17 protein-coding genes are annotated in these 16,896 nt (G+C 66.1%); 7 read left to right on the top strand and 10 right to left on the bottom strand.

The features are described from left to right. Positions 1–108: 108 nt before the first annotated feature. Positions 109–951, bottom strand: coding sequence for an ACT domain-containing protein (locus tag LDO86_RS19690; protein ID WP_224084165.1), 843 nt, complete (start codon positions 949–951; stop codon positions 109–111). Between the two features lie 153 nt (positions 952–1,104). On the opposite strand from LDO86_RS19690, the gene LDO86_RS19685 reads away from it, so the two are divergent. Continuing rightward, the gene (locus LDO86_RS19685) at positions 1,105–2,169 is read left to right on the top strand and encodes an FUSC family protein (RefSeq protein WP_223993120.1); all 1,065 of its coding nucleotides are present in this window, start codon (positions 1,105–1,107) and stop codon (positions 2,167–2,169) included. Between the two features lie 52 nt (positions 2,170–2,221). Here LDO86_RS19685 and LDO86_RS19680 read toward each other — a convergent pair whose 3' ends face one another. Then, positions 2,222–3,391, bottom strand: a complete 1,170-nt coding sequence (locus tag LDO86_RS19680) for an aromatic acid/H+ symport family MFS transporter (RefSeq protein ID WP_018769778.1) — start codon at positions 3,389–3,391, stop codon at positions 2,222–2,224. Positions 3,392–3,606: 215 nt separating this feature from the next. Here LDO86_RS19680 and LDO86_RS19675 point away from each other — a divergent pair, with 215 nt between their 5' ends. Then, complete coding sequence (locus tag LDO86_RS19675) at positions 3,607–4,350, top strand: IclR family transcriptional regulator (protein WP_026265847.1); 744 nt, start codon at positions 3,607–3,609, stop codon at positions 4,348–4,350. A 113-nt stretch (positions 4,351–4,463) separates the two neighbouring features. After that, the gene (locus LDO86_RS19670) at positions 4,464–5,651 is read left to right on the top strand and encodes a 4-hydroxybenzoate 3-monooxygenase (RefSeq protein WP_134164884.1); all 1,188 of its coding nucleotides are present in this window, start codon (positions 4,464–4,466) and stop codon (positions 5,649–5,651) included. Between the two features lie 40 nt (positions 5,652–5,691). Here the strand turns inward: LDO86_RS19670 and LDO86_RS19665 are convergent, their stop codons facing one another. Continuing rightward, positions 5,692–6,231: a TetR family transcriptional regulator gene (locus LDO86_RS19665; protein WP_224084164.1), complete on the bottom strand. Its 540-nt coding sequence runs from the start codon at positions 6,229–6,231 to the stop codon at positions 5,692–5,694. Positions 6,232–6,288: 57 nt separating this feature from the next. Between LDO86_RS19665 and LDO86_RS19660 the strand changes: the two genes are divergently transcribed. After that, positions 6,289–7,344, top strand: a complete 1,056-nt coding sequence (locus LDO86_RS19660) for an FAD-dependent monooxygenase (RefSeq protein WP_018769774.1) — start codon at positions 6,289–6,291, stop codon at positions 7,342–7,344. A 1-nt stretch (position 7,345) separates the two neighbouring features. Here the strand turns inward: LDO86_RS19660 and LDO86_RS19655 are convergent, their stop codons facing one another. The 5 genes from LDO86_RS19655 to LDO86_RS19635 all read right to left on the bottom strand — a co-directional run bounded on the left by LDO86_RS19655 (position 7,346) and on the right by LDO86_RS19635 (position 12,533). Beyond that, entirely contained in the window at positions 7,346–9,166 is a 1,821-nt protein-coding gene (locus LDO86_RS19655) for an iron ABC transporter permease (protein WP_224084163.1), read from the bottom strand. Next, the gene (locus LDO86_RS19650) at positions 9,163–10,227 is read right to left on the bottom strand and encodes an ABC transporter ATP-binding protein (RefSeq protein WP_224084162.1); all 1,065 of its coding nucleotides are present in this window, start codon (positions 10,225–10,227) and stop codon (positions 9,163–9,165) included. The genes LDO86_RS19655 and LDO86_RS19650 overlap by 4 nt, the downstream gene beginning before the upstream one ends. A gap of 45 nt (positions 10,228–10,272) precedes the next feature. After that, a complete protein-coding gene (locus LDO86_RS19645; protein WP_026265846.1) occupies positions 10,273–11,349 on the bottom strand; it encodes an extracellular solute-binding protein in 1,077 nt (358 codons plus the stop codon). A 168-nt stretch (positions 11,350–11,517) separates the two neighbouring features. Beyond that, positions 11,518–11,952, bottom strand: a complete 435-nt coding sequence (locus LDO86_RS19640) for a hotdog domain-containing protein (protein WP_018769770.1) — start codon at positions 11,950–11,952, stop codon at positions 11,518–11,520. Between the two features lie 77 nt (positions 11,953–12,029). Then, on the bottom strand, positions 12,030–12,533 hold the full coding sequence (locus tag LDO86_RS19635) for a GNAT family N-acetyltransferase (protein ID WP_018769769.1): 504 nt from the start codon (positions 12,531–12,533) through the stop codon (positions 12,030–12,032). Between the two features lie 156 nt (positions 12,534–12,689). On the opposite strand from LDO86_RS19635, the gene LDO86_RS19630 reads away from it, so the two are divergent. The 3 genes from LDO86_RS19630 to LDO86_RS19620 all read left to right on the top strand — a co-directional run bounded on the left by LDO86_RS19630 (position 12,690) and on the right by LDO86_RS19620 (position 14,585). Continuing rightward, positions 12,690–13,205 (top strand): MarR family transcriptional regulator, encoded by a 516-nt coding sequence (locus LDO86_RS19630; protein ID WP_043425008.1) that lies wholly within the window; start codon positions 12,690–12,692, stop codon positions 13,203–13,205. A gap of 76 nt (positions 13,206–13,281) precedes the next feature. Further along, positions 13,282–13,596 carry a hypothetical protein gene (locus LDO86_RS19625; RefSeq protein ID WP_018769767.1) on the top strand — a complete coding sequence of 105 codons (315 nt, stop codon included), beginning with the start codon at positions 13,282–13,284 and terminating at the stop codon, positions 13,594–13,596. Continuing rightward, positions 13,593–14,585, top strand: coding sequence for a serine/threonine-protein kinase (locus LDO86_RS19620; RefSeq protein ID WP_056392461.1), 993 nt, complete (start codon positions 13,593–13,595; stop codon positions 14,583–14,585). Before LDO86_RS19625 ends, LDO86_RS19620 begins: the two co-directional genes overlap by 4 nt. Here LDO86_RS19620 and LDO86_RS19615 read toward each other — a convergent pair. Next, positions 14,582–15,259, bottom strand: a complete 678-nt coding sequence (locus tag LDO86_RS19615; protein ID WP_018769766.1) for a histidine phosphatase family protein — start codon at positions 15,257–15,259, stop codon at positions 14,582–14,584. The genes LDO86_RS19620 and LDO86_RS19615 overlap by 4 nt on opposite strands. A gap of 133 nt (positions 15,260–15,392) precedes the next feature. After that, the gene (gene purB / locus LDO86_RS19610) at positions 15,393–16,835 is read right to left on the bottom strand and encodes an adenylosuccinate lyase (protein WP_056392462.1); all 1,443 of its coding nucleotides are present in this window, start codon (positions 16,833–16,835) and stop codon (positions 15,393–15,395) included. Positions 16,836–16,896 lie beyond the last annotated feature (61 nt).

The raw sequence follows: 16,896 nt of genomic DNA, 5'->3' as shown, positions 1-16,896 counted from the left end.
ACTCCGGCCACTGTCAAGGGGTTTTGCCGGCCGGGCGCTGCAGGGGCCCTGCTGACGGATTGTGACTGCCGCGCACGGGTAAGGCCGGGCGGCAGCAGCGCGGAAAGCTCAACGCGCCGTGGGGGATCCGTCCGGCCGGTGGGACAGGATCTCGGCCAGTTCCGCCAGCCGGTGGGCCCGCGCGGACTCGGCCGGCGTAAACGGCTCATCCGGCCGGGAGAAGGTGATGGGGCCATGCCAGGCCGTGGGGATCCTAAGGTGCGTCCCGTCGTCGGACGCTTTGAAGCCGGCGTCCGACGGCGGCACAATCCGTGCGTGCAGCAGCTCGGCCACCGCCAGGGGGAGTTCGTCCGGGGTGGCGGCGATCCTCGCTGCCAGGCTGAGCGCCCGGGTTTGCCCGTCAGCCATGTCCAGGGCGGTGGTGGGCCAGGCGTGCGGACTGCTGCCGCCGCCGTCGTGAAGTGCCGCCAGCAGTTCCCGTTCGCCCACGTCCCCGGGCACCGAGAGGACAAACTCATCCAGGACCCCAGCCGGTACCGGGTGGACATGGATGCTCAGGATGTTGGTGTCCAGCCGGGCCAGCGCCGCCGTGATCCGCTGCAGCGAACCGGGCCGGTCCTGGAGAAGCGTCCGCGCCCGCCACAGGGACGGCGCCGACGCCAGCTGCCGCCGGTGCCGAAGGGCCGGGGCGTGCAGCCAGCGCAGCAGAATCCGGGCAGCCGAGGGCTCGGCCACCCAGATCACCAGGACTGTGGCCGTCAGGGTCAGCACCAGGACCTTGGCCACATAGGGAAGGTGGGTCTCCACCACCAGGGCGTGGACCAGCAGCTCGATGGGCAGCATCACGGCGACGTTCGCCAAGGTCAGCCGCGCCTTGGGCGGCTCAGGCATCAGGCCGCAGACCTTGCAGCGCAGTTCGGCAGCGGGTGTGTTGTGGGCAGGGCGCTTCATGACACAAGCATGGTGCGGTGCTGTTTCCACCGCATTGCCTCCCGATTCCATTCATGGGAACGCGCCGGGGGCCTTCCGGGTCCCGCACCGTAGGATTTATCAGGAACGTCAGCGCGGCCGCCCGTCAGAATCCACCCAAGGAAGGCGCTGCCCGTGAAGTTGTTTGCTGAAATGTTCAGCATTGCCCCCGGCAACAAGGACCACCACCCCGCGTTCAGGTGCGCCGTGGGCGTCTTCGTTCCGCTGATCACGCTGGTGCTGCTCGGCAGGCTGGACCTGGCAATTTTCGCGTCCTTCGGCGCCTTCACCGGAATCTACGGCCGCGGCGAACCCCACGCCGTCCGGTTTATCCTGCAGCTGCGCGCCGGTCTGCTGATGCTGCTCGTCATGCTCCTGGCGGCGCTGGCGGCGCGCATGGGTCCCGCCTGGGGCCTGGACGCCCCCACCCACACGTGGCTGCTGGTCCTGGCCACCACGCTGGTGGCCGGCGCCTGTTCGGTTGCCATTTCCTGGCTCAGGCTGCGCCCCGGCGGCTCGCTCTTCCATATCTTCGCCTTCGCCGCCATCGCATCCATTCCCAACCAGCCGCCGCTCTGGCAAGGCATGCTGGTGGCCGTCCTGACCACGGTGTTCGCCCTGCTGGTCGGCTTCTCGTCCCGCATCCTTCCCAGCCACAGGACTCCCTGGGCCAGGCCTCCCCGCATCCGCCGCACTCCCGCGGAGAAGCGCGCGGCCTGGCTTGAAGGGCTCGGCTACCTGGTGGCCGCAGGCCTTGCCGGCACGCTGGCCACGTGGGCGGGGGAGCGCCTGGGGTTCGGGCACAACTACTGGGCCATGGTTGCTGCCGTGGTGCCGCTGGTGGGCCACACCACCAGGCACCGGGTGCGCCGCGGCATACAAAGGATCATCGGCACGGTCCTGGGCCTGCTGGTCCTCGCGGCCGTGCTGCTGGTGGGCCTGCAGCCGTGGCAAACCGTGCTGGTGATGGCGCTGTGCCAGTTCGGGGCCGAGATGTTCATCATCCGCCAGTACCTTCTGGCCCAGGTTTTCGTGACACCCCTCGCGCTGGTCTCAACACTGCTGGTGGTCCCGGCGTCACCCTCCATCCTGCTGCGCGACCGCATCATCGAGACCGTGATCGGCGCCGCCGTCGGCATTGCCGTGGTGCTGGCGCCCGGCGCATGGCGCCGGATCAGGCAAAGGACGACGGCGGCCTGACCGCCTTGTGCCCGCCCCTGCAACACCAGGGGCAGGGGCGGGTGGTGACCCGTTACGGACGTTCCGCGGCTGATGCTTCCCGGACCGCAGCGATGGTGTGCGGCACCGTCACCAGCGCTACCACGGCAATCGCGGCAGCGGCCGCAAAGACGTAGAAGCCCCAGGGGTAGGCGATGTTGGCAGCGACCAGCGTGCCGGTGACGGCGGGGCCCATGATCGCGCCGAGCCGGCCCACCCCGGCGGCGAAGCCGAGGGCTGTAGCACGGAGGGTTGCCGGGAACAGCTGGCTGACCCATGCGTAAACCAGGACCTGTGCGCTGAAGACGAACACGCCGGTGACAAAGACTGCCGCGTTGAGCAGCAGTTCATTCTGGATCTTGACGCTCAGGACAGCCAGGAAAACCGCGGAGAGTCCGAACCACAGCAGCACCACACGCTTGGTGCCGTGTTTGTCGGCCAGGATCCCCGCGATCACCAGGCCCACCACGGCCCCTACGTTGAGGACCAGCAGGAGAACCAGGCCGGTGCTGACGGTGTACCCGGCGCCGGCCATCAGCTGCGGAAGCCAGGTGTTCAGGCCGTAGACCAGGAGCAACCCCATGAAGGACGCGGCCGCGATGGCCAGCGCCACCAAGGGGTAAGGCTTCCGTGCCAGGTCCCGGAAGCCCGTGCGGGCTGCGGCAGGTTCTGTTCCTGCCGCCGCCGGGGGAAGGGTTTCGGGGAGCTTGAACCACAGGAAGGGTGCCAGGGCGAAGCCTGCCAGCCCGCCCACGATGAACATCATCCGCCAGTCCGGGATCAGCAGCAGGGCAAGGAAGGCCGTGGCCACAGCGCCGGCGTGGTAGCCGGTCATGGTCCGGGTGGTCGACTTTCCGGCGGTACCTGCCGGAGCGTAGTCGTTCATGTAGGCCAGGGCGGCCGGGAGGCAGGCGCCCAGTCCCAGCCCGGCAAGAAGCCGGAAGGCGCAGAACACCGCCACGTTGGGTGCGAACACCACGGCGATGGTGAAGATCGAAAACCACAGGACGCAGGCCACCAGGAGGCGGCGCCGGCCAAAGCGGTCGGACAGCGGGGCGATGAACAGGGCACCGGCGCCAACGCCCACCAGTGAAATTGTGGCGGCCAAGGTGGCACCCACCGCGTCGAAGCCAAGCTCATGGGTCTTGATCAGTGTGGGAATGACGGTGCCCAAAACCACCAGGTCAAAACCGTCAAGAACCATAGCCAGCCAGCAAAGCCAGACTGGCCACTTGGAACGGTGCTGGGATGGCGCAAATGACATAGAAATACCTCGGTGTATCTTCCAGGAGTTTTGAGCGGCAGTCTGCTTTGCCGGTAATGGGTGGGCAGCATTGCCCACATCCCCAGTGAGGTTTGTATCACTATCGGGTGTAATCTGGGACAACTTTTCCCATTCAACGGAAGCAGGTGTTCACGCTGGCCAACTCCCCGTCCGGCGACTCCGTGGTGGACCGGATCGTGCGGCTGATCTCCGCGTTTCCCCAGGACGTCAATGCCCTCCAGTTGTCTGACCTTGCCGGGCGGGCAGGCCTTCCGCTGACCACCACCCACCGGCTGGTGGGCCAGCTGGCAGGTCACGGACTGCTGGAGACTGCTCCCGGCGGGATGGTGCGGCCTGGACTCAGGCTGTGGGAACTGGTGAACCGTGCCTCGCCGGCGCTGGCGCTCCGGCAGGCAGCCATGCCCTTTATGGAGGACATCCAGCAGGTCCTGAACCAAAACGTGAACCTCGCGGTGCTGGATGGCTGGGAGGCGCTCTTTGTGGAACGGCTGTCCCGCCGGGGCTCGGTGGCCAACCGGGCGCAGGTAGCGGGCAGGATGCCCATCCATATCTCGTCCGCCGGACTGGCGCTGATGGCCCACCAGGACAAGGCCATGCAGCAGGAGTACCTGGGCCAGTTCACCGATCCCGAAGGAAGGCTGGCTGCGGCCGACGTCCGGGCGCTGCTGGCAGAGACCGCCCATCAGGGCTTTGCGCAACTGAAAGGCGTGGTGGATGCGGGCACCTGGGGGATCGCGGTGCCCGTGCTGGACCGCCGGCAGCGGGCCGTAGCCTCACTGGGCGTCGTGGTGCCCCTGCAGGAGATGCGCCTGCAGGCACTGGTTCCGGCACTGCAAACGGCCGCCCGGGGCATTGCCCGGCAACTTGCGGACGCCTGAACCATTCAACGGAATTTCTGTAACGCCGGTCACCCGGCTTCCCCCACACTGATGGCAGACAAACCGGTCCGGTGCCGCCCGTGGCGGGACCCGCAACGAAGCGAGACGCAGTCATGGCACGAAAAACCATCACCACCCAGGTGGCCATCATGGGAGGCGGCCCGGCAGGGCTGATGCTGTCCCATCTCCTGGCGAAGGCAGGCATCGAGTCAACGGTCATCGAGGTCCGCAGCCACGAGGAGATTGCCCACACCGTCCGCGCCGGCATCCTGGAGCACGGGACGGTCAACCTGCTGGTGGACAGCGGGGTCTCGGACCGTGTGCTGCGCGAGGGCGACCGGCACGATGGCATCGAACTGCGGTTCAACGGCGAGAGCCACCGCATCGACTTCAAGGACCTCGTGGGCGAGTCCGTCTGGCTGTACCCGCAGACGGACGTCTTCCTGGACCTCGCCGCGCGGAGGAAGGACGACGGCGGCGACGTCCGCTACAGCGTCACCGACACCACTGTCCATGACCTGGAAGGCAGCCCGAAAGTCCGGTTTACCGACTCCGAAGGCGTTGAGTTCGAGATCCAGGCGGATTTCCTGGTGGGTGCCGACGGCTCCCGCAGCCACTGCCGGTTCCAGATCCCGGAAGCCCACCGCAAGTGGTACTTCCACGAGTACCCCTTCGCCTGGTTCGGCATCCTGGCCGAGGCCCCGCGCAGCTCCGATGAACTGATCTACGCCAACTCGGCCAACGGATTCGCCCTGATCAGCCAGCGTACGGAGACAGTCCAGCGGATGTATTTCCAGTGCGACCCCAAGGAGAACGTGGCCGACTGGGACGACGAGAGGATCTGGGCCGAATTCCGGAGCCGTGTCAACGGCAACGGCTTCGAGCTCAAGGAAGGGCCCGTCCTGGAAAAGATGGTGCTGCCGTTCCGCAGCTTCGTCCACACCCCCATGCGCCACGGCAACCTCTTCCTCGCCGGCGACGCCGCGCACACCGTGCCGCCCACCGGTGCCAAGGGCCTGAACCTTGCCATCAACGACGTCAAGGTCCTCTTCGAGGGGCTGGACAGCCACTACAACTCCGGTTCCGGCCGCCTGCTGGAAACCTACAGCGACCGGGCCCTGGAGCGTGTCTGGAAGGCGCAGCAGTTCTCGTACTGGATGACCACCATGCTGCACACCCCCGCCGACGCGGACGATTTCTCCCGCGCGCGCCAGCTAGGCGAGCTGAACTCGGTGGTCTCCTCCCGCCACGGCATGGCTTACCTGGCCGAGGCCTACACGGGCTGGCCCGGCGGCGCCTAAAGCCGCGGGAGAAGGACGACGGCGGTCGGCCGGGGTGGGTTCAGGGGCCTGCCAGTCGCCGGACGGCCGCCGCGATGGCGGCAGCGTCAGGCTGCTCGTCGCGCCTGACGGTAAGCAGGTGCAACAGCACCCCGTCGCCGTAGTCCGCGATATCCCGGGCGCGTGCTGCTGCGTCAGCCACCCCCAGGGCTGCAAGAGCCTGTTCCAGCCCGCCCACCAGCAGGCGGTGCCCGCCGGTCACCGCCTCCGGATGGTCCAGGGACAGGGCCAGCCGGGCCCTGGTGAGGCCGGCATGCTGCCGGGCCAGCGCGAGAACCATCGCGGCCAGTTGCCCGGCCAGCTGGTCGACGTCCCGTGGGGGACCGGCCGGGCCAACGCGCTGCAGGAGCTCTGCGTCCAGCTGCAGCAAACGGTCCAGGACGCCTTCCACCAGTGCTGACCGGTTGCGGTAATAGTTTGACGTCGTGCCTTCGGACACGTCGGCGGCGGCATCCACGGCCCGGTGCGTGAGGCCTTTCAGCCCCTTGTTTGCCACCACGGACAGCGCGGCATCAAGGAGCTGGGTACGTCTGTCGCGCATGGCCACAGTCTAGTGGGACTCCTTTCAATTCACTACAAAAGTAGTAGAATCCTGCGTATGGAGACGATCACCATCGTGGGCGGGGGCATCTCCGGGCTTGCCCTCGCGGCGGCGTTGGACCCCAACCGCTTCCACGTGACGGTGTACGAGAAGCGTCCGGAACTGCCCGCCGTCGGCAACGCTCTCGGGATGTGGCCCAACGCCCAACGCGCCCTGGCCCGGCTGGGGATACTGGACCAGGCGCGGGCGGTGAGCCCGGTGCTCGGGAGCGGGTCGGTACGTAACGCCCAGGGGGAGCCCTGGGTTACGGTCGATGCCGGGGAAATGTTCGGCATTTCCCGGACCGACCTGCTGCGGCTCCTGGACACGGCCGTCCCGGGGAGCGTCCGCCGGGCCACCAGCCAGATACGGGGGCTGCCCGCGGACGGGGGACTGGTGGTTGGCGCCGATGGCGTCCACAGCGTTGTCCGCAGCACGGCCTGGGGTCCCGGCGCGGACGCACGTCTGACGCCCTACCTCGCCCTCCGCGGGACCCTGCCTACTCCAGTTGCCCCGGACGAGGTGGGCGAGTACTGGGGCCGCGGGGACCTGTTCGGCATGGCCGCCGCCCGGGGCGGGTCCTTCTGGTACGCCAGTTACCGGTCCGGACTTGGCCCCTACGGGATCGACGTTCCGTCAGCGCTGGAACAGGCCAGGGAGCGCTATGCGGGCCACGCACCTGCCATCCGGCGCGCCCTTGCTGCAGCCACGCCGGAGGAATGCCTGGTCCAGCGCCTGTGGACGGTTCCGCGCCTGGGCTCCTACGTCAGTGGCAGGATTGCGCTCATCGGTGATGCGGCCCATGCCATGATGCCCACACTTGGCCGCGGCGCCTGCGAGTCGCTGGTTGACGCGGTGACACTTGCAGACCTGCTTAACACGCTGCCCGAAGACCAGGCACTGCGCGCCTACGACCGGCAGCGGAGGTTCCGGACCCGCGCGGTGAGCCTGGCGTCCTCGGCGCTGGGCCGCGTCGCGCTCACCGAACGCGGCCAGCCGCTGCGTGATGGCCTGCTCAACCTGGCCCGGCGGCGCAACAAACGCGCCGCCGTCGGCAGCAGTGCCGGCAGGTGATTCAGCGCACGGCCGCGGCAGGCCGTGTTGCGTCGTCCCCGCCCGGGGCCTGGGCGCCGGGGAGTCCTCCAGGAGCCTGCTGGACGGGCGGTACCGCGGGCAGTCGTTTCCTGGTCCGCCTGCGCCCCGACCTGCCGTAGACCAGGTACATCGTCACGCCGGTGATGATCATGAGGAGCACCGTGTAGACGAACGTGTTGGCAATACCCTCGGTGCCTTCTGCGCCATCGGTGTTGGCCTTGATCACCAGGCCCAGCGGCTGTACCAGCGGGTGGGCCAGGAAGATGGCTGTGTCATAGTCGTCCAACAGGCTGTTGAAGTTCAGGGCGGTTATGGCTGCTGCCGCCGGGAGTACCAACGGCAGGAGGATGCGCCGAAAGACGTACAGCGTCTTGGCGCCCATGATGGATGCAGCCTCCTCCAGCGATGAATTCACGGAGGCAAAGGATGCTTTGAGCATCCGGAGGGTGAACGGAATCTTCACCGTGACGAATGCGATGAGCAGGATCACCGTTGTTCCGGTGAGCACGGCACCGCCCACCAGCGGGCTGGGGTGGTCGTAGCTGACGATCAGGCCCAAAGCCAGCAGCGCAGACGGCAGGATCCAGGGAATGTGCAGCAGGTACTCGAAGGCCGAGGCCACCCAGTTTTTGTATTTCTGCAGCAGCCGGGCCACGAAGAGCAGTCCGCCGACGGCAATAACGGCCGCCGAGGCGCTGTACACAACACTGACGACAAATGGACGGAGCCCGGACTGCTGGGTGAGGACGCGCACGTAGTTGTCCAGCGTGAGGTTGGCCGGCGACAGCTGCCCCGTCTGGATGGCCACGCCGTCGGCAAACGAGTAGAGCACGATCAGGGCCACCGGGAGCGTGTAGATGGCAAAGAGGAGATATGCCACGGCGTGGACGGCCATGTTGGCTGCGGGGTTGGTGATGTCCTGCTTCTGCAGCTCGGAGGACACCTTGGACACCGAGAAGTAGGTGCCGCCCTTCTCAAGCCGGGACATGACGGCGAGCATCAGCATGGTGGCCAGGCCCAGGATCACCGCCAGCAGCGCTGCCAGGTCCCTGGACGTGGGGCTGTTGGTGAAGGTCAGGATCATCGGGGTAATGGTCTGGAAGTCGCGGCCGCCCAGCACCTGCGGTGCGCTCAAAGCCCCCAGCCCGGTCAGGAACGACAGGATGGTGACGGCGAACAGCGTGGGCTTGAGCATTGGCAGGACGATGCGCCGAAGAATCGTCCAGGGGGATGCGCCAAGGTTCCGGGCGGCCTCGATGGTTTGGTAGTCGATCCCCTTGAGTGCGTTGGCCACGAAGAGCATGTGGTTGGTGGTGGTGGCAAAGGTCATGACCACCAGGACGGCGAAAAACCCGGAGAACCATCCCGGGTCCATTCCGGGGATCAGCTTGACCAGCAGCGAGGTGACGATGCCCTTGTCCCCATAAATGAATTTGTATCCCGCAGCCAGCACGATGCCGCCATAGATGAAGGTGGAGGCGTAGCCAAGGAAGAGGATGCGCGAGCCGCGGATCCGGAAATAGTGCGTCACCAGCACGATGAAGACCCCCACCACGTTGACGGTGACGGAAAGGGCCACGGCCAGGAGGAAGCTGTTGCCGAGTGCCTTCATGGCCCGCTGCGACGAGAACAGCTTCTCCGCGGCGCGCCCCGAGAAGCTGCCGTCAGGAAAGAAGGTGGCAATCAGGATATTGACGTTGGGCCAGACCAAAAACGCGGTGATGAACCAGGTGAGGACGACGCCCACCACCAGGACGAAGGGTGAACGGCCCATGCTGCGCACAGTGGCGTTGGCGCTCATGGCAGGGCAACTGCCCGGTCCCGGCGCAGCGACACACCGGTTTCCGGATGGTACTGGAGGATGTGTTCAGGCTGGACATAGACGGTGGTGTTCGTGCCGGCCTCCGGGTGCCTGCCTCCGTTCTCCCTGACAAGGAGGCGGATGTCCGCGCCGTGGCTGCGCACAACGTAGCGGCTGTGGAGGCCATGATAGGTGCGGGAGACCACAGTGGCCGGAAGCCCGACGGCGGTGCCTCCGCCGGAGGGCCGGTCCAGTGAAGCCTTTTCCACGCGGAGGTAGGACCTGGCGTCGGTGCTGAGGCCGGCCCCCGAAAGTTGGTTCACCTCGGAGACAAAGTCCGGAGTCAGGGTTGAGCTGTCGCCGATGAAGTTACAGACGAACTCCGTGGCGGCATGGTCATAGATGTCCTGGGGTGTCCCCACTTGCTCGATGACGCCCTTGTTGAACACCGCGACGCGGTCACTCATGGCGAGTGCCTCATCCTGGTCGTGAGTGACATAGACGGTGGTGATGCCAAATTCACTCTGCAGGTCCTTGAGCTGCTGGCGCAGCTGGTGGCGCAGCTTGGCGTCCAGGTTTGACAGGGGCTCGTCCAGCAGCAGGATCTTGGGCCGCAGCACCAGGGCCCGTGCAACGGCCACCCGCTGCTGCTGGCCACCGGAGAGCTCCGCCACATTCTTTGCCAGCTGCTCATCACTGAGCTCAACGCGCCGCGCGATATCCCGCACAAGTCGGTCGCTCTCGGCAGGTTTTTCTTTCCGGACACGGAGCCCGAAGGCGATGTTTTCCCACACGCTCATGCTGGGGAACAGGGCGTAATTTTGGAACACCATGCCCACCTGCCGCTTGTCGCTGGGAAGCCGGGTCACGTCCTTTCCATCCACCCGGACCGTACCCTTGGCCGGCTGGATGAAGCCGGCCAAGGTGCGCAGCGCCGTCGTCTTTCCACAGCCCGAGGGCCCCAGGAGGGTGAAGAACTCGCCGGGGCGCACATGCAGGTCCAGCTGCGGAATGGCGGTGAAATCGCCAAAGGTAACTTCGATGTTTTCCAAGCGGATCATGGCATACCTGTCTGATGGAAAGCGGAACGGTGACTGGCAGGACGGTTACGTCATGTACTCGAGCTCGATCTTCTCCACCCAGGCACCCATGTTCTTCTGGACGAAGTCCCAGTCGATGTCCTGCTGCTTAAGATCCGCGAAGAAGCCCACCACCTCGGGATTGGCCTTTGCCTGGGCGCCCTTGTTGACCGGCATGGAGTTGAACTTCTGGGCGAACTCGCCTTGGACCTCGGCGCTGCCAAACCAGTCGATGAACTTCTGCGCCTGGTCCTTTTTCTTGGTCCCCTTCACCAGCGCGATCTGCTCTACCGCCAGCGGGACGCCAACCGCAGGGATCACCGTGTCGACGTTCACCTTGAAGGACTTTTCGCGATCGGCAATGATCGAGGACGGCATCTGCCCCATGTCCACTTCACCGGATGCGATGCGGGCGAACAGGTCGGTTTTCGCCACGGCGGGACTTCCGTTCTTGAAGTACTGCTCAACCTGCTTCCAACCGTCATCGGAGATTCCCAAATCCCCTGAGTCGTCCCGGTAGCGCGAGAGGATGCCGGCAAAGACCAGCTGGGCTGTGGCGGTGCCCAGGCCGGTGACCCTTTCATAGCGGCTCTTGAACTCATCCTTGGCCCACAGGTCAGTCCAGTCCTTCGGTGCTGCATCCTTGGCGAACTTGTCAGAGTTGTAGCCAAGGAGGATCGCCTGCTTCACGAGGGGCCAGTACGTCTCGCCGTCACCGAGTCCCTTGTCCACGTCACCTGCCCACGCCGGCTGATAGGCCTCCAATGCGCCCTCGTTCTTGATCTGCGAGAAGTACATGTTGTTCAAGCCGAATGCGACGTCCGCGATCGGGTTGTTCTTCTCGGCAATGAGTTTATTGGTGGCATCAGCGCCGCCGGCCCCCACGATCTCAATCTTGAATCCGGCCTCGGCCGCCTTGGCGGCCAGCCAGTCACCCCGGCCTTCACCGTTGGAGTTGGTGTAGACAACCAGGGTGTCCCCGGACGCACCTTGCGGAGCTTTGGAAGCTTCCCCCGTTGAAGTTGGTGGGTTCGATCCACCACCGCATCCGGCGAGGAGGGTGACGGCGACGGCGGCGGCAACCAAAGTCTGCAATTTACGCACGATCAGGACTCATTTCTGGACTGGAATCGGAGCATGTCCGCACAGCCTATAGCCGCGCATGACAAAAACCGGGCTGTTATACCTATCGATTCGATAAACAGCCCGGCTGTCCACTTTGGACCAGATGGGGAAACTCTGGGGGCCCGCGGCGTGAACCGGGGGCGAACGTTAGTCCTTGACCGTGGTACCGCTGAGGTGGTGCGTGGGAATCCGGTCCCGGTCGTAGGTGATCTCCGTGTAGCCGTGCGGCTCGGGCTTGCCGTCCTGGTTCAGGTTCACGAACACGATCTCCTCGATGGTGAGGATGCTTTGCCGCGTGATCATGTTGCGGACCTCGGCGCGCATGGTGAGGGAGGTCCGGCCAAACCGGGTGGCCGTGAGGCCCATCTCGATGAGGTCGCCCTGGACGGCCGAGCTGACGAAGTTGATCTCCGAAATGTACTTGGTGACGGCGCGGCCGTTTCCCAGCTGGAGGATGGCATAGATGGCGGCCTCTTCGTCAATCCATTTCAGCAGGCTGCCGCCGAAGAGCGTCCCGTTGGCGTTGAGGTCCTCGGGCCGCACCCACTTGCGGGTCCGGAAGGTGATGTCCGCTGTTTCCATAGGCTGAGATTAGCCGAAGGGGCGGTGCGCCCTTCCAGTGTGACGGCGCGCCGGCACCGGTGCCACGGGCTCCACTGCTAGGCCATGGCGGTTTGCGCCGCGCTGCGGGCATTGATGCTCTTGGCGTAGCAGTACGAGTGTTCCACCCCGACGTAGGGACCGAAGTTCGGGATGGCCTCGAATCCTGAATTCTCGTAGAAGTTCCGGCCGTCCGGCTGCGCGGACCCCGCCTCTGCCTTGATGCGGGTAATGCCCTGCCTGAAGGCCTCCGCTTCCAGGGCCGCCAGGATGGAGCTGGCCACCCCGGATCCCCGCGTGTACGGCAGTACGTAGAGGCGCTTGATTTCCGCCGTCGATCCGTCCAGGAGCCGCAGCCCCCCGCAGCCCACAGGCTGCCCCGAACCCTTGTCGTACGCCACCAGGAACACCGCACAGTCGGCGCCCGACGGCGGCGGGCCGGGTTCGTGGTCAGGCCGGCCAAAGCGGGCGTCAAGTTCGGCCTGCTGGGCGCGGCGGAGGTCGGCGCCCACGGGGTTGGACCAGGGGACCTGCCGGATGTTCAGCCTGGGGTTGGTCTGCATATCTGCCTCGATTCGCCGGAGGGGTATGCCTGATAAGGCTAGGCGCGGGGAGTTACACAGGTGTTTCCTGGCGGTAAGCACCTGGATAACGCGGATGTTGACGCGGCTGGGCAGGTTACTTGGCAGCCTAGTTACCAGCTGGTCTAAAATAAATCCATGGCTTCTATGGGCAACGAGGGATCCGGCTACTGGTACGGGCCCGACGGGCAGCTGGACTACAGTGCTGCGGTGCTGAAGTCGCTCCGCGACTACCGCGCGGCCGAAACCGAAATCCGCCGCACCACCAGGGACTCCATGGGCATGGGGGAAACCGACATTCTCGCGCTGCGGTATCTGCTGCGTGTGCAGGCCTCAGGCAAGCAGGTTGTCCCCAAGGACCTGAGCCAGTTCCTCAATATTACTAGCGCTTCCACAACCTCGCTGATCGACCGGCTGGTGGCCAGCGGCCACGTTCGCCGCGAGGCGCATCCCTCGGACCGCCGGTCCGTGGTGGTCATCCCCACCGTTGAATCGGACAAGGAGGTCCGCGAGACGCTCGGCGCCATGCACCGGCGCATGATGCAGGTGGCGGAAGGCCTGACCGCGGAGGAGGCCCGGGTCGTGGTCGATTTCCTCCAGCGGATGACGGACGCGCTCCAGGCGCCCGAAGGCAAGGACCAGAAAATTCACTAGCTGGACTAGCTAGATCAACTAGTTATATGTAAGCTTACGATTGTTCCCAAAGTTGCTTCCCAACGGAGTCGTGAGTGTGTTGGTTACTTTCACCGAAGTTTCACCGCCTGAACCCCGCTTGGCCGGGGCGGTCCTGACAAGCGACCTGCTGGAATCCACCTTGGACGGCACCACTGCGCCGCAGGGAGATCCGGCAGTCCACTGTGGTGCCGCCATGCAGCTCGTGACGCCGGCTGTGGGATGGCACCGCGCCAGCTACACCTTCACGCCGGCCGACGCAGGGGGTACGGAGCTTCCGCCCGTGTGGCGCTGCGCCTGCGGATTCCAGCTGGATGCCTGGCAGCCGGCCGATGTCCGCGCCACGCACACCTCTGCTGCCCTTTCAGCATGAGCATCGCCGGGACGGCAGCGCCTGTACTGCCGCTCAGCCCGCAGAAACCTGGCCCGGACGGTCTCATTGCCGGGCGCTACCAGCTCAGGGAACGCCTGGGCCGCGGGTCCGCTGCCGAAGTCTTCCGTGCGGTTGACCTGGAGGGCGGTCCTGATGCCGCAGTCAAGATCGCGGCAGTCAACGGCCGGAAGCAGCACCAGCGCATCCGCAATGAAGCAAGCGTGCTGGCGGGGCTCAACCACCCGTCCATCGTGCGGCTGCTGGCCCAGGGCGTCATGCCCGACGGCGGGCGCCATTCCGGGCGCCCCTTTCTGGTGGAGGAACTTGCGTTGGGCGCGAGCTTGGCCGAAACCATCCGGCTGCAGAATCCGGGGCCCGGGGATGTTGCACTCTGGGCACAGGGTTTCTTCCGTGCACTGGCGCACCTTCACTCCAGCGGGCTTGTGCACCGGGACATCAAGCCTGCCAACCTGATGCTGAGCGGGCTGCGCAGGAGTCCGGTCCGGATCATCGATTTTGGAATCGCCGCCGCGGCGGGGTCGGCTCCCGAGCCCGGAATTTCCTCCGGCACCGTGCATTACATGAGCCCCGAGCAGGCCTCCGGCGGCACGGCTGACCCCTCCTGGGATGTGTACGCCATGGGCCTGGTCCTGCTGGAGCTTCTCACCGGCTCCAAGGCGTTTCCGGGCACCGCCATCGAATCCCTTGTGGCCAGGACCCTGCGGTCACCGGATGTTCCGGACCACCTCGGTGAATGGGCCATCCTGCTGCGGTCCCTGACAGCCATGGATCCCGTCGAACGGCCGACGGCGGCAAGCGCCGCGGGGATGGCAGCACGGCTGATCCCCGCGGCCCCGGTGCAGGCCCAAGACAGCCGGCCCGGCGGGGACGACCAGCGCAGCCGTGTAAGTCAGCGCGTGGAGCCGGGTGCCGTCCCGTGCAAGGCAATGCGCATCTTCTCTCCCCGGCGCCACCGGCAGCAGATCTAGGGGGCGCCCGCGTCCCGCCCTGTCGGGTCCTCGGCGGTCGGGTCCGCCAGGGCGAGGCCGCCCACCGGGCTGCCGTCCCAATGGATCAGGTTCCAGCCGGCACGCAGGTCGCCCTCCAACGCCACGATCCCGGTATTGGCAAGGACATGGCGGGCGGCGAACTCGTGGTCAACGCCGTCGGCCCGCAACCCGGCCCACGTGCGGATGGCTGCACCATGGCTGACGACCGCAACGGTGCCGTGCTGGTGATGTTCGGCCCGCTCCACCACCCGGGCGATGGCACCGTCAAACCGTTCGAAGAAGGCGTGGCCGTCCGGACCCGCCGGCATGCGGAGATCCAGGTCCCCGGCGGCCCAGGAGATGACCGTCCCCATGTAGCGCTTGTGGGATTCGTGGTCGGTGAGCTTCTCCAGCGATCCGGCCTCGATTTCGTGCAGCCCTTCCAGCACTTCGACATCGAGGGTCTGCAGCCGCGCCAGCGGGGCGGCGGTGATCTGGGTCCTGATCAGCGTTGAGGCGTAGAGGGCCCCGATGCGTTCGTTGGCCAGGGCCCGCGCCATGGCCTCCGCCTGGCGCTCGCCCAGTTCGGTCAGCCCAGGGCCGGGATGGTCGGTATCAAGCTGGCCCAGCACGTTGCCGGGGGTTTCGCCGTGGCGGATCAGGAGCAACTTCATGATCCCAGTTTCGCACTCCGGAATGCTGCCGGCGTACGGCCGGAACGGGCGTCACATCGCCGGGGTCGCAGAAAGGCGCCGGGCCCTGGGGAGCCCGGCGCCGCCGTCGTAATCTTCTGCGTTGGTGCGGAGCCTACTTCAGGTGGTCCACCAGCTGGTCAGCGATGCCCGTGTACTTGCCCGGGGTAAGGGCAAGGAGGCGTGCCTCGGCATCTGGGGAAAGGCCCAGTCCCTGAACGAACTCGCGCATGCGCGCTGCGTCGACGCGCTGGCCGCGGGTGAGGTCCTTGAGGCGCTCGTACGGGTTCTCCATGCCTTCGACGCCGGCAATCGCCTCCGCGCGCATGACCATCTGGATGGCTTCACCCAGCACTTCCCAGTTGGTGTCCAGGTCCGCCGCCAGCACGTCCCCGGCAACGTCCAGGCGCTCCAGGCCCTTGGCCACGTTGGAGATGGCGAGAAGGGAATGGCCGAACGCCACGCCGATGTTTCGCTGGCTGGAGGAGTCGGTCAGGTCGCGCTGCCAGCGGGAGGTGACCAGCGTCGCGCCCAGCGTGTCCAGCAGGCCGTTGGAGATCTCCAGGTTGGCCTCGGCGTTCTCGAAGCGGATGGGGTTCACCTTGTGCGGCATGGTGGACGAACCCGTCGCGCCGGCCACCGGAATCTGGGCGAAGTAGCCGATGGAGATGTAGCTCCAGATATCCGTGCAGACGTTGTGCAGGATGCGGTTGAAGCGTGCCACGTCGGCGTAGAGCTCTGCCTGCCAGTCGTGGCTCTCGATCTGCGTGGTCAGCGGGTTCCAGGTCAGGCCCAGCCCCTCCACGAAGGTCTGGGACACCTGCTGCCAGTCAGCGCCCGGGACGGAGGCCACGTGCGCGGCGTAGGTGCCCGTGGCACCGTTGATCTTGCCCAGGTACTGCGTCTTTTCGATCCGGTCCAGCTGGCGGGTCAGGCGGTGCGCGATGACAGCCAGCTCCTTGCCCAGGGTGGTGGGCGTGGCCGGCTGGCCGTGGGTCCGGGACAGCATGGGGACGGCGCGGTTGTCTTCCGCCATCCTGCTGATCTGTTCCACCAGGGCGCGGGCGGCGGGCAGCCACACATCCTCCACGGCGCCCTTGATGCCCAGCGCGTAGGAAAGGTTGTTGATGTCCTCGGAAGTGCAGCCGAAGTGGACCATGGCGGTCAGGTTTTCGATGCCGATAGCGGGCAGCCGGCGGCCGATGTAGTACTCCACGGCCTTCACGTCATGGACGGTGACGGCCTCGATCTCTGCGAGTTCGGCTACCGAGGCGGCGTCGAATTCGGTGACGATGGCGCGGAGCTGGTCCTGCTGCTCCTTGCTGAGGGGACCGGCTCCCGGCAGGACGTTGTTGCTGGTCAGGTGGATGAGCCATTCAACTTCCACAGCCACCCGGTCGCGGTTCAGGGCGGCCTCGGACAGGTAGTCCACGAGGGGGGCGACGGCGGACTGGTAACGGCCGTCCAGGGGTCCGAGCGCGATTTTTTCCGATGACGCGGCGAGGGCCAGGCGTCCTGAGGGCGTACGGGTATCAGCTGTGGCGGCAGTTTCAGGCATGTGCTGATTCTTTCATGAAGTCCGGCACCGCCTTAAGCCGGGCAGCCACGTTACTTGTCCA

It is taken from the genome of Arthrobacter sp. StoSoilB19, assembly GCF_019977275.1.
GTDB lineage: Bacteria > Actinomycetota > Actinomycetes > Actinomycetales > Micrococcaceae > Arthrobacter.
This window is presented reverse-complemented; position numbering and strand designations above follow the sequence as displayed.

Bases quoted from the DNA above. Each gene is read 5' to 3' on its own strand.
- LDO86_RS19690 (WP_224084165.1), bottom strand. From the start codon at position 951: ATGAAGCGCCCTGCCCACAACACACCCGCTGCCGAACTGCGCTGCAAG.
- LDO86_RS19680 (WP_018769778.1), bottom strand. From the start codon at position 3,391: ATGGTTCTTGACGGTTTTGACCTGGTGGTTTTGGGCACCGTCATTCCC.
- LDO86_RS19670 (WP_134164884.1), top strand. From the start codon at position 4,464: ATGGCACGAAAAACCATCACCACCCAGGTGGCCATCATGGGAGGCGGC.
- LDO86_RS19665 (WP_224084164.1), bottom strand. From the start codon at position 6,231: ATGCGCGACAGACGTACCCAGCTCCTTGATGCCGCGCTGTCCGTGGTG.
- LDO86_RS19660 (WP_018769774.1), top strand. From the start codon at position 6,289: ATGGAGACGATCACCATCGTGGGCGGGGGCATCTCCGGGCTTGCCCTC.
- LDO86_RS19655 (WP_224084163.1), bottom strand. From the start codon at position 9,166: ATGAGCGCCAACGCCACTGTGCGCAGCATGGGCCGTTCACCCTTCGTC.
- LDO86_RS19650 (WP_224084162.1), bottom strand. From the start codon at position 10,227: ATGATCCGCTTGGAAAACATCGAAGTTACCTTTGGCGATTTCACCGCC.
- LDO86_RS19640 (WP_018769770.1), bottom strand. From the start codon at position 11,952: ATGGAAACAGCGGACATCACCTTCCGGACCCGCAAGTGGGTGCGGCCC.
- LDO86_RS19635 (WP_018769769.1), bottom strand. From the start codon at position 12,533: ATGCAGACCAACCCCAGGCTGAACATCCGGCAGGTCCCCTGGTCCAAC.
- LDO86_RS19630 (WP_043425008.1), top strand. From the start codon at position 12,690: ATGGCTTCTATGGGCAACGAGGGATCCGGCTACTGGTACGGGCCCGAC.
- LDO86_RS19620 (WP_056392461.1), top strand. From the start codon at position 13,593: ATGAGCATCGCCGGGACGGCAGCGCCTGTACTGCCGCTCAGCCCGCAG.
- LDO86_RS19615 (WP_018769766.1), bottom strand. From the start codon at position 15,259: ATGAAGTTGCTCCTGATCCGCCACGGCGAAACCCCCGGCAACGTGCTG.
- purB (WP_056392462.1), bottom strand. From the start codon at position 16,835: ATGCCTGAAACTGCCGCCACAGCTGATACCCGTACGCCCTCAGGACGC.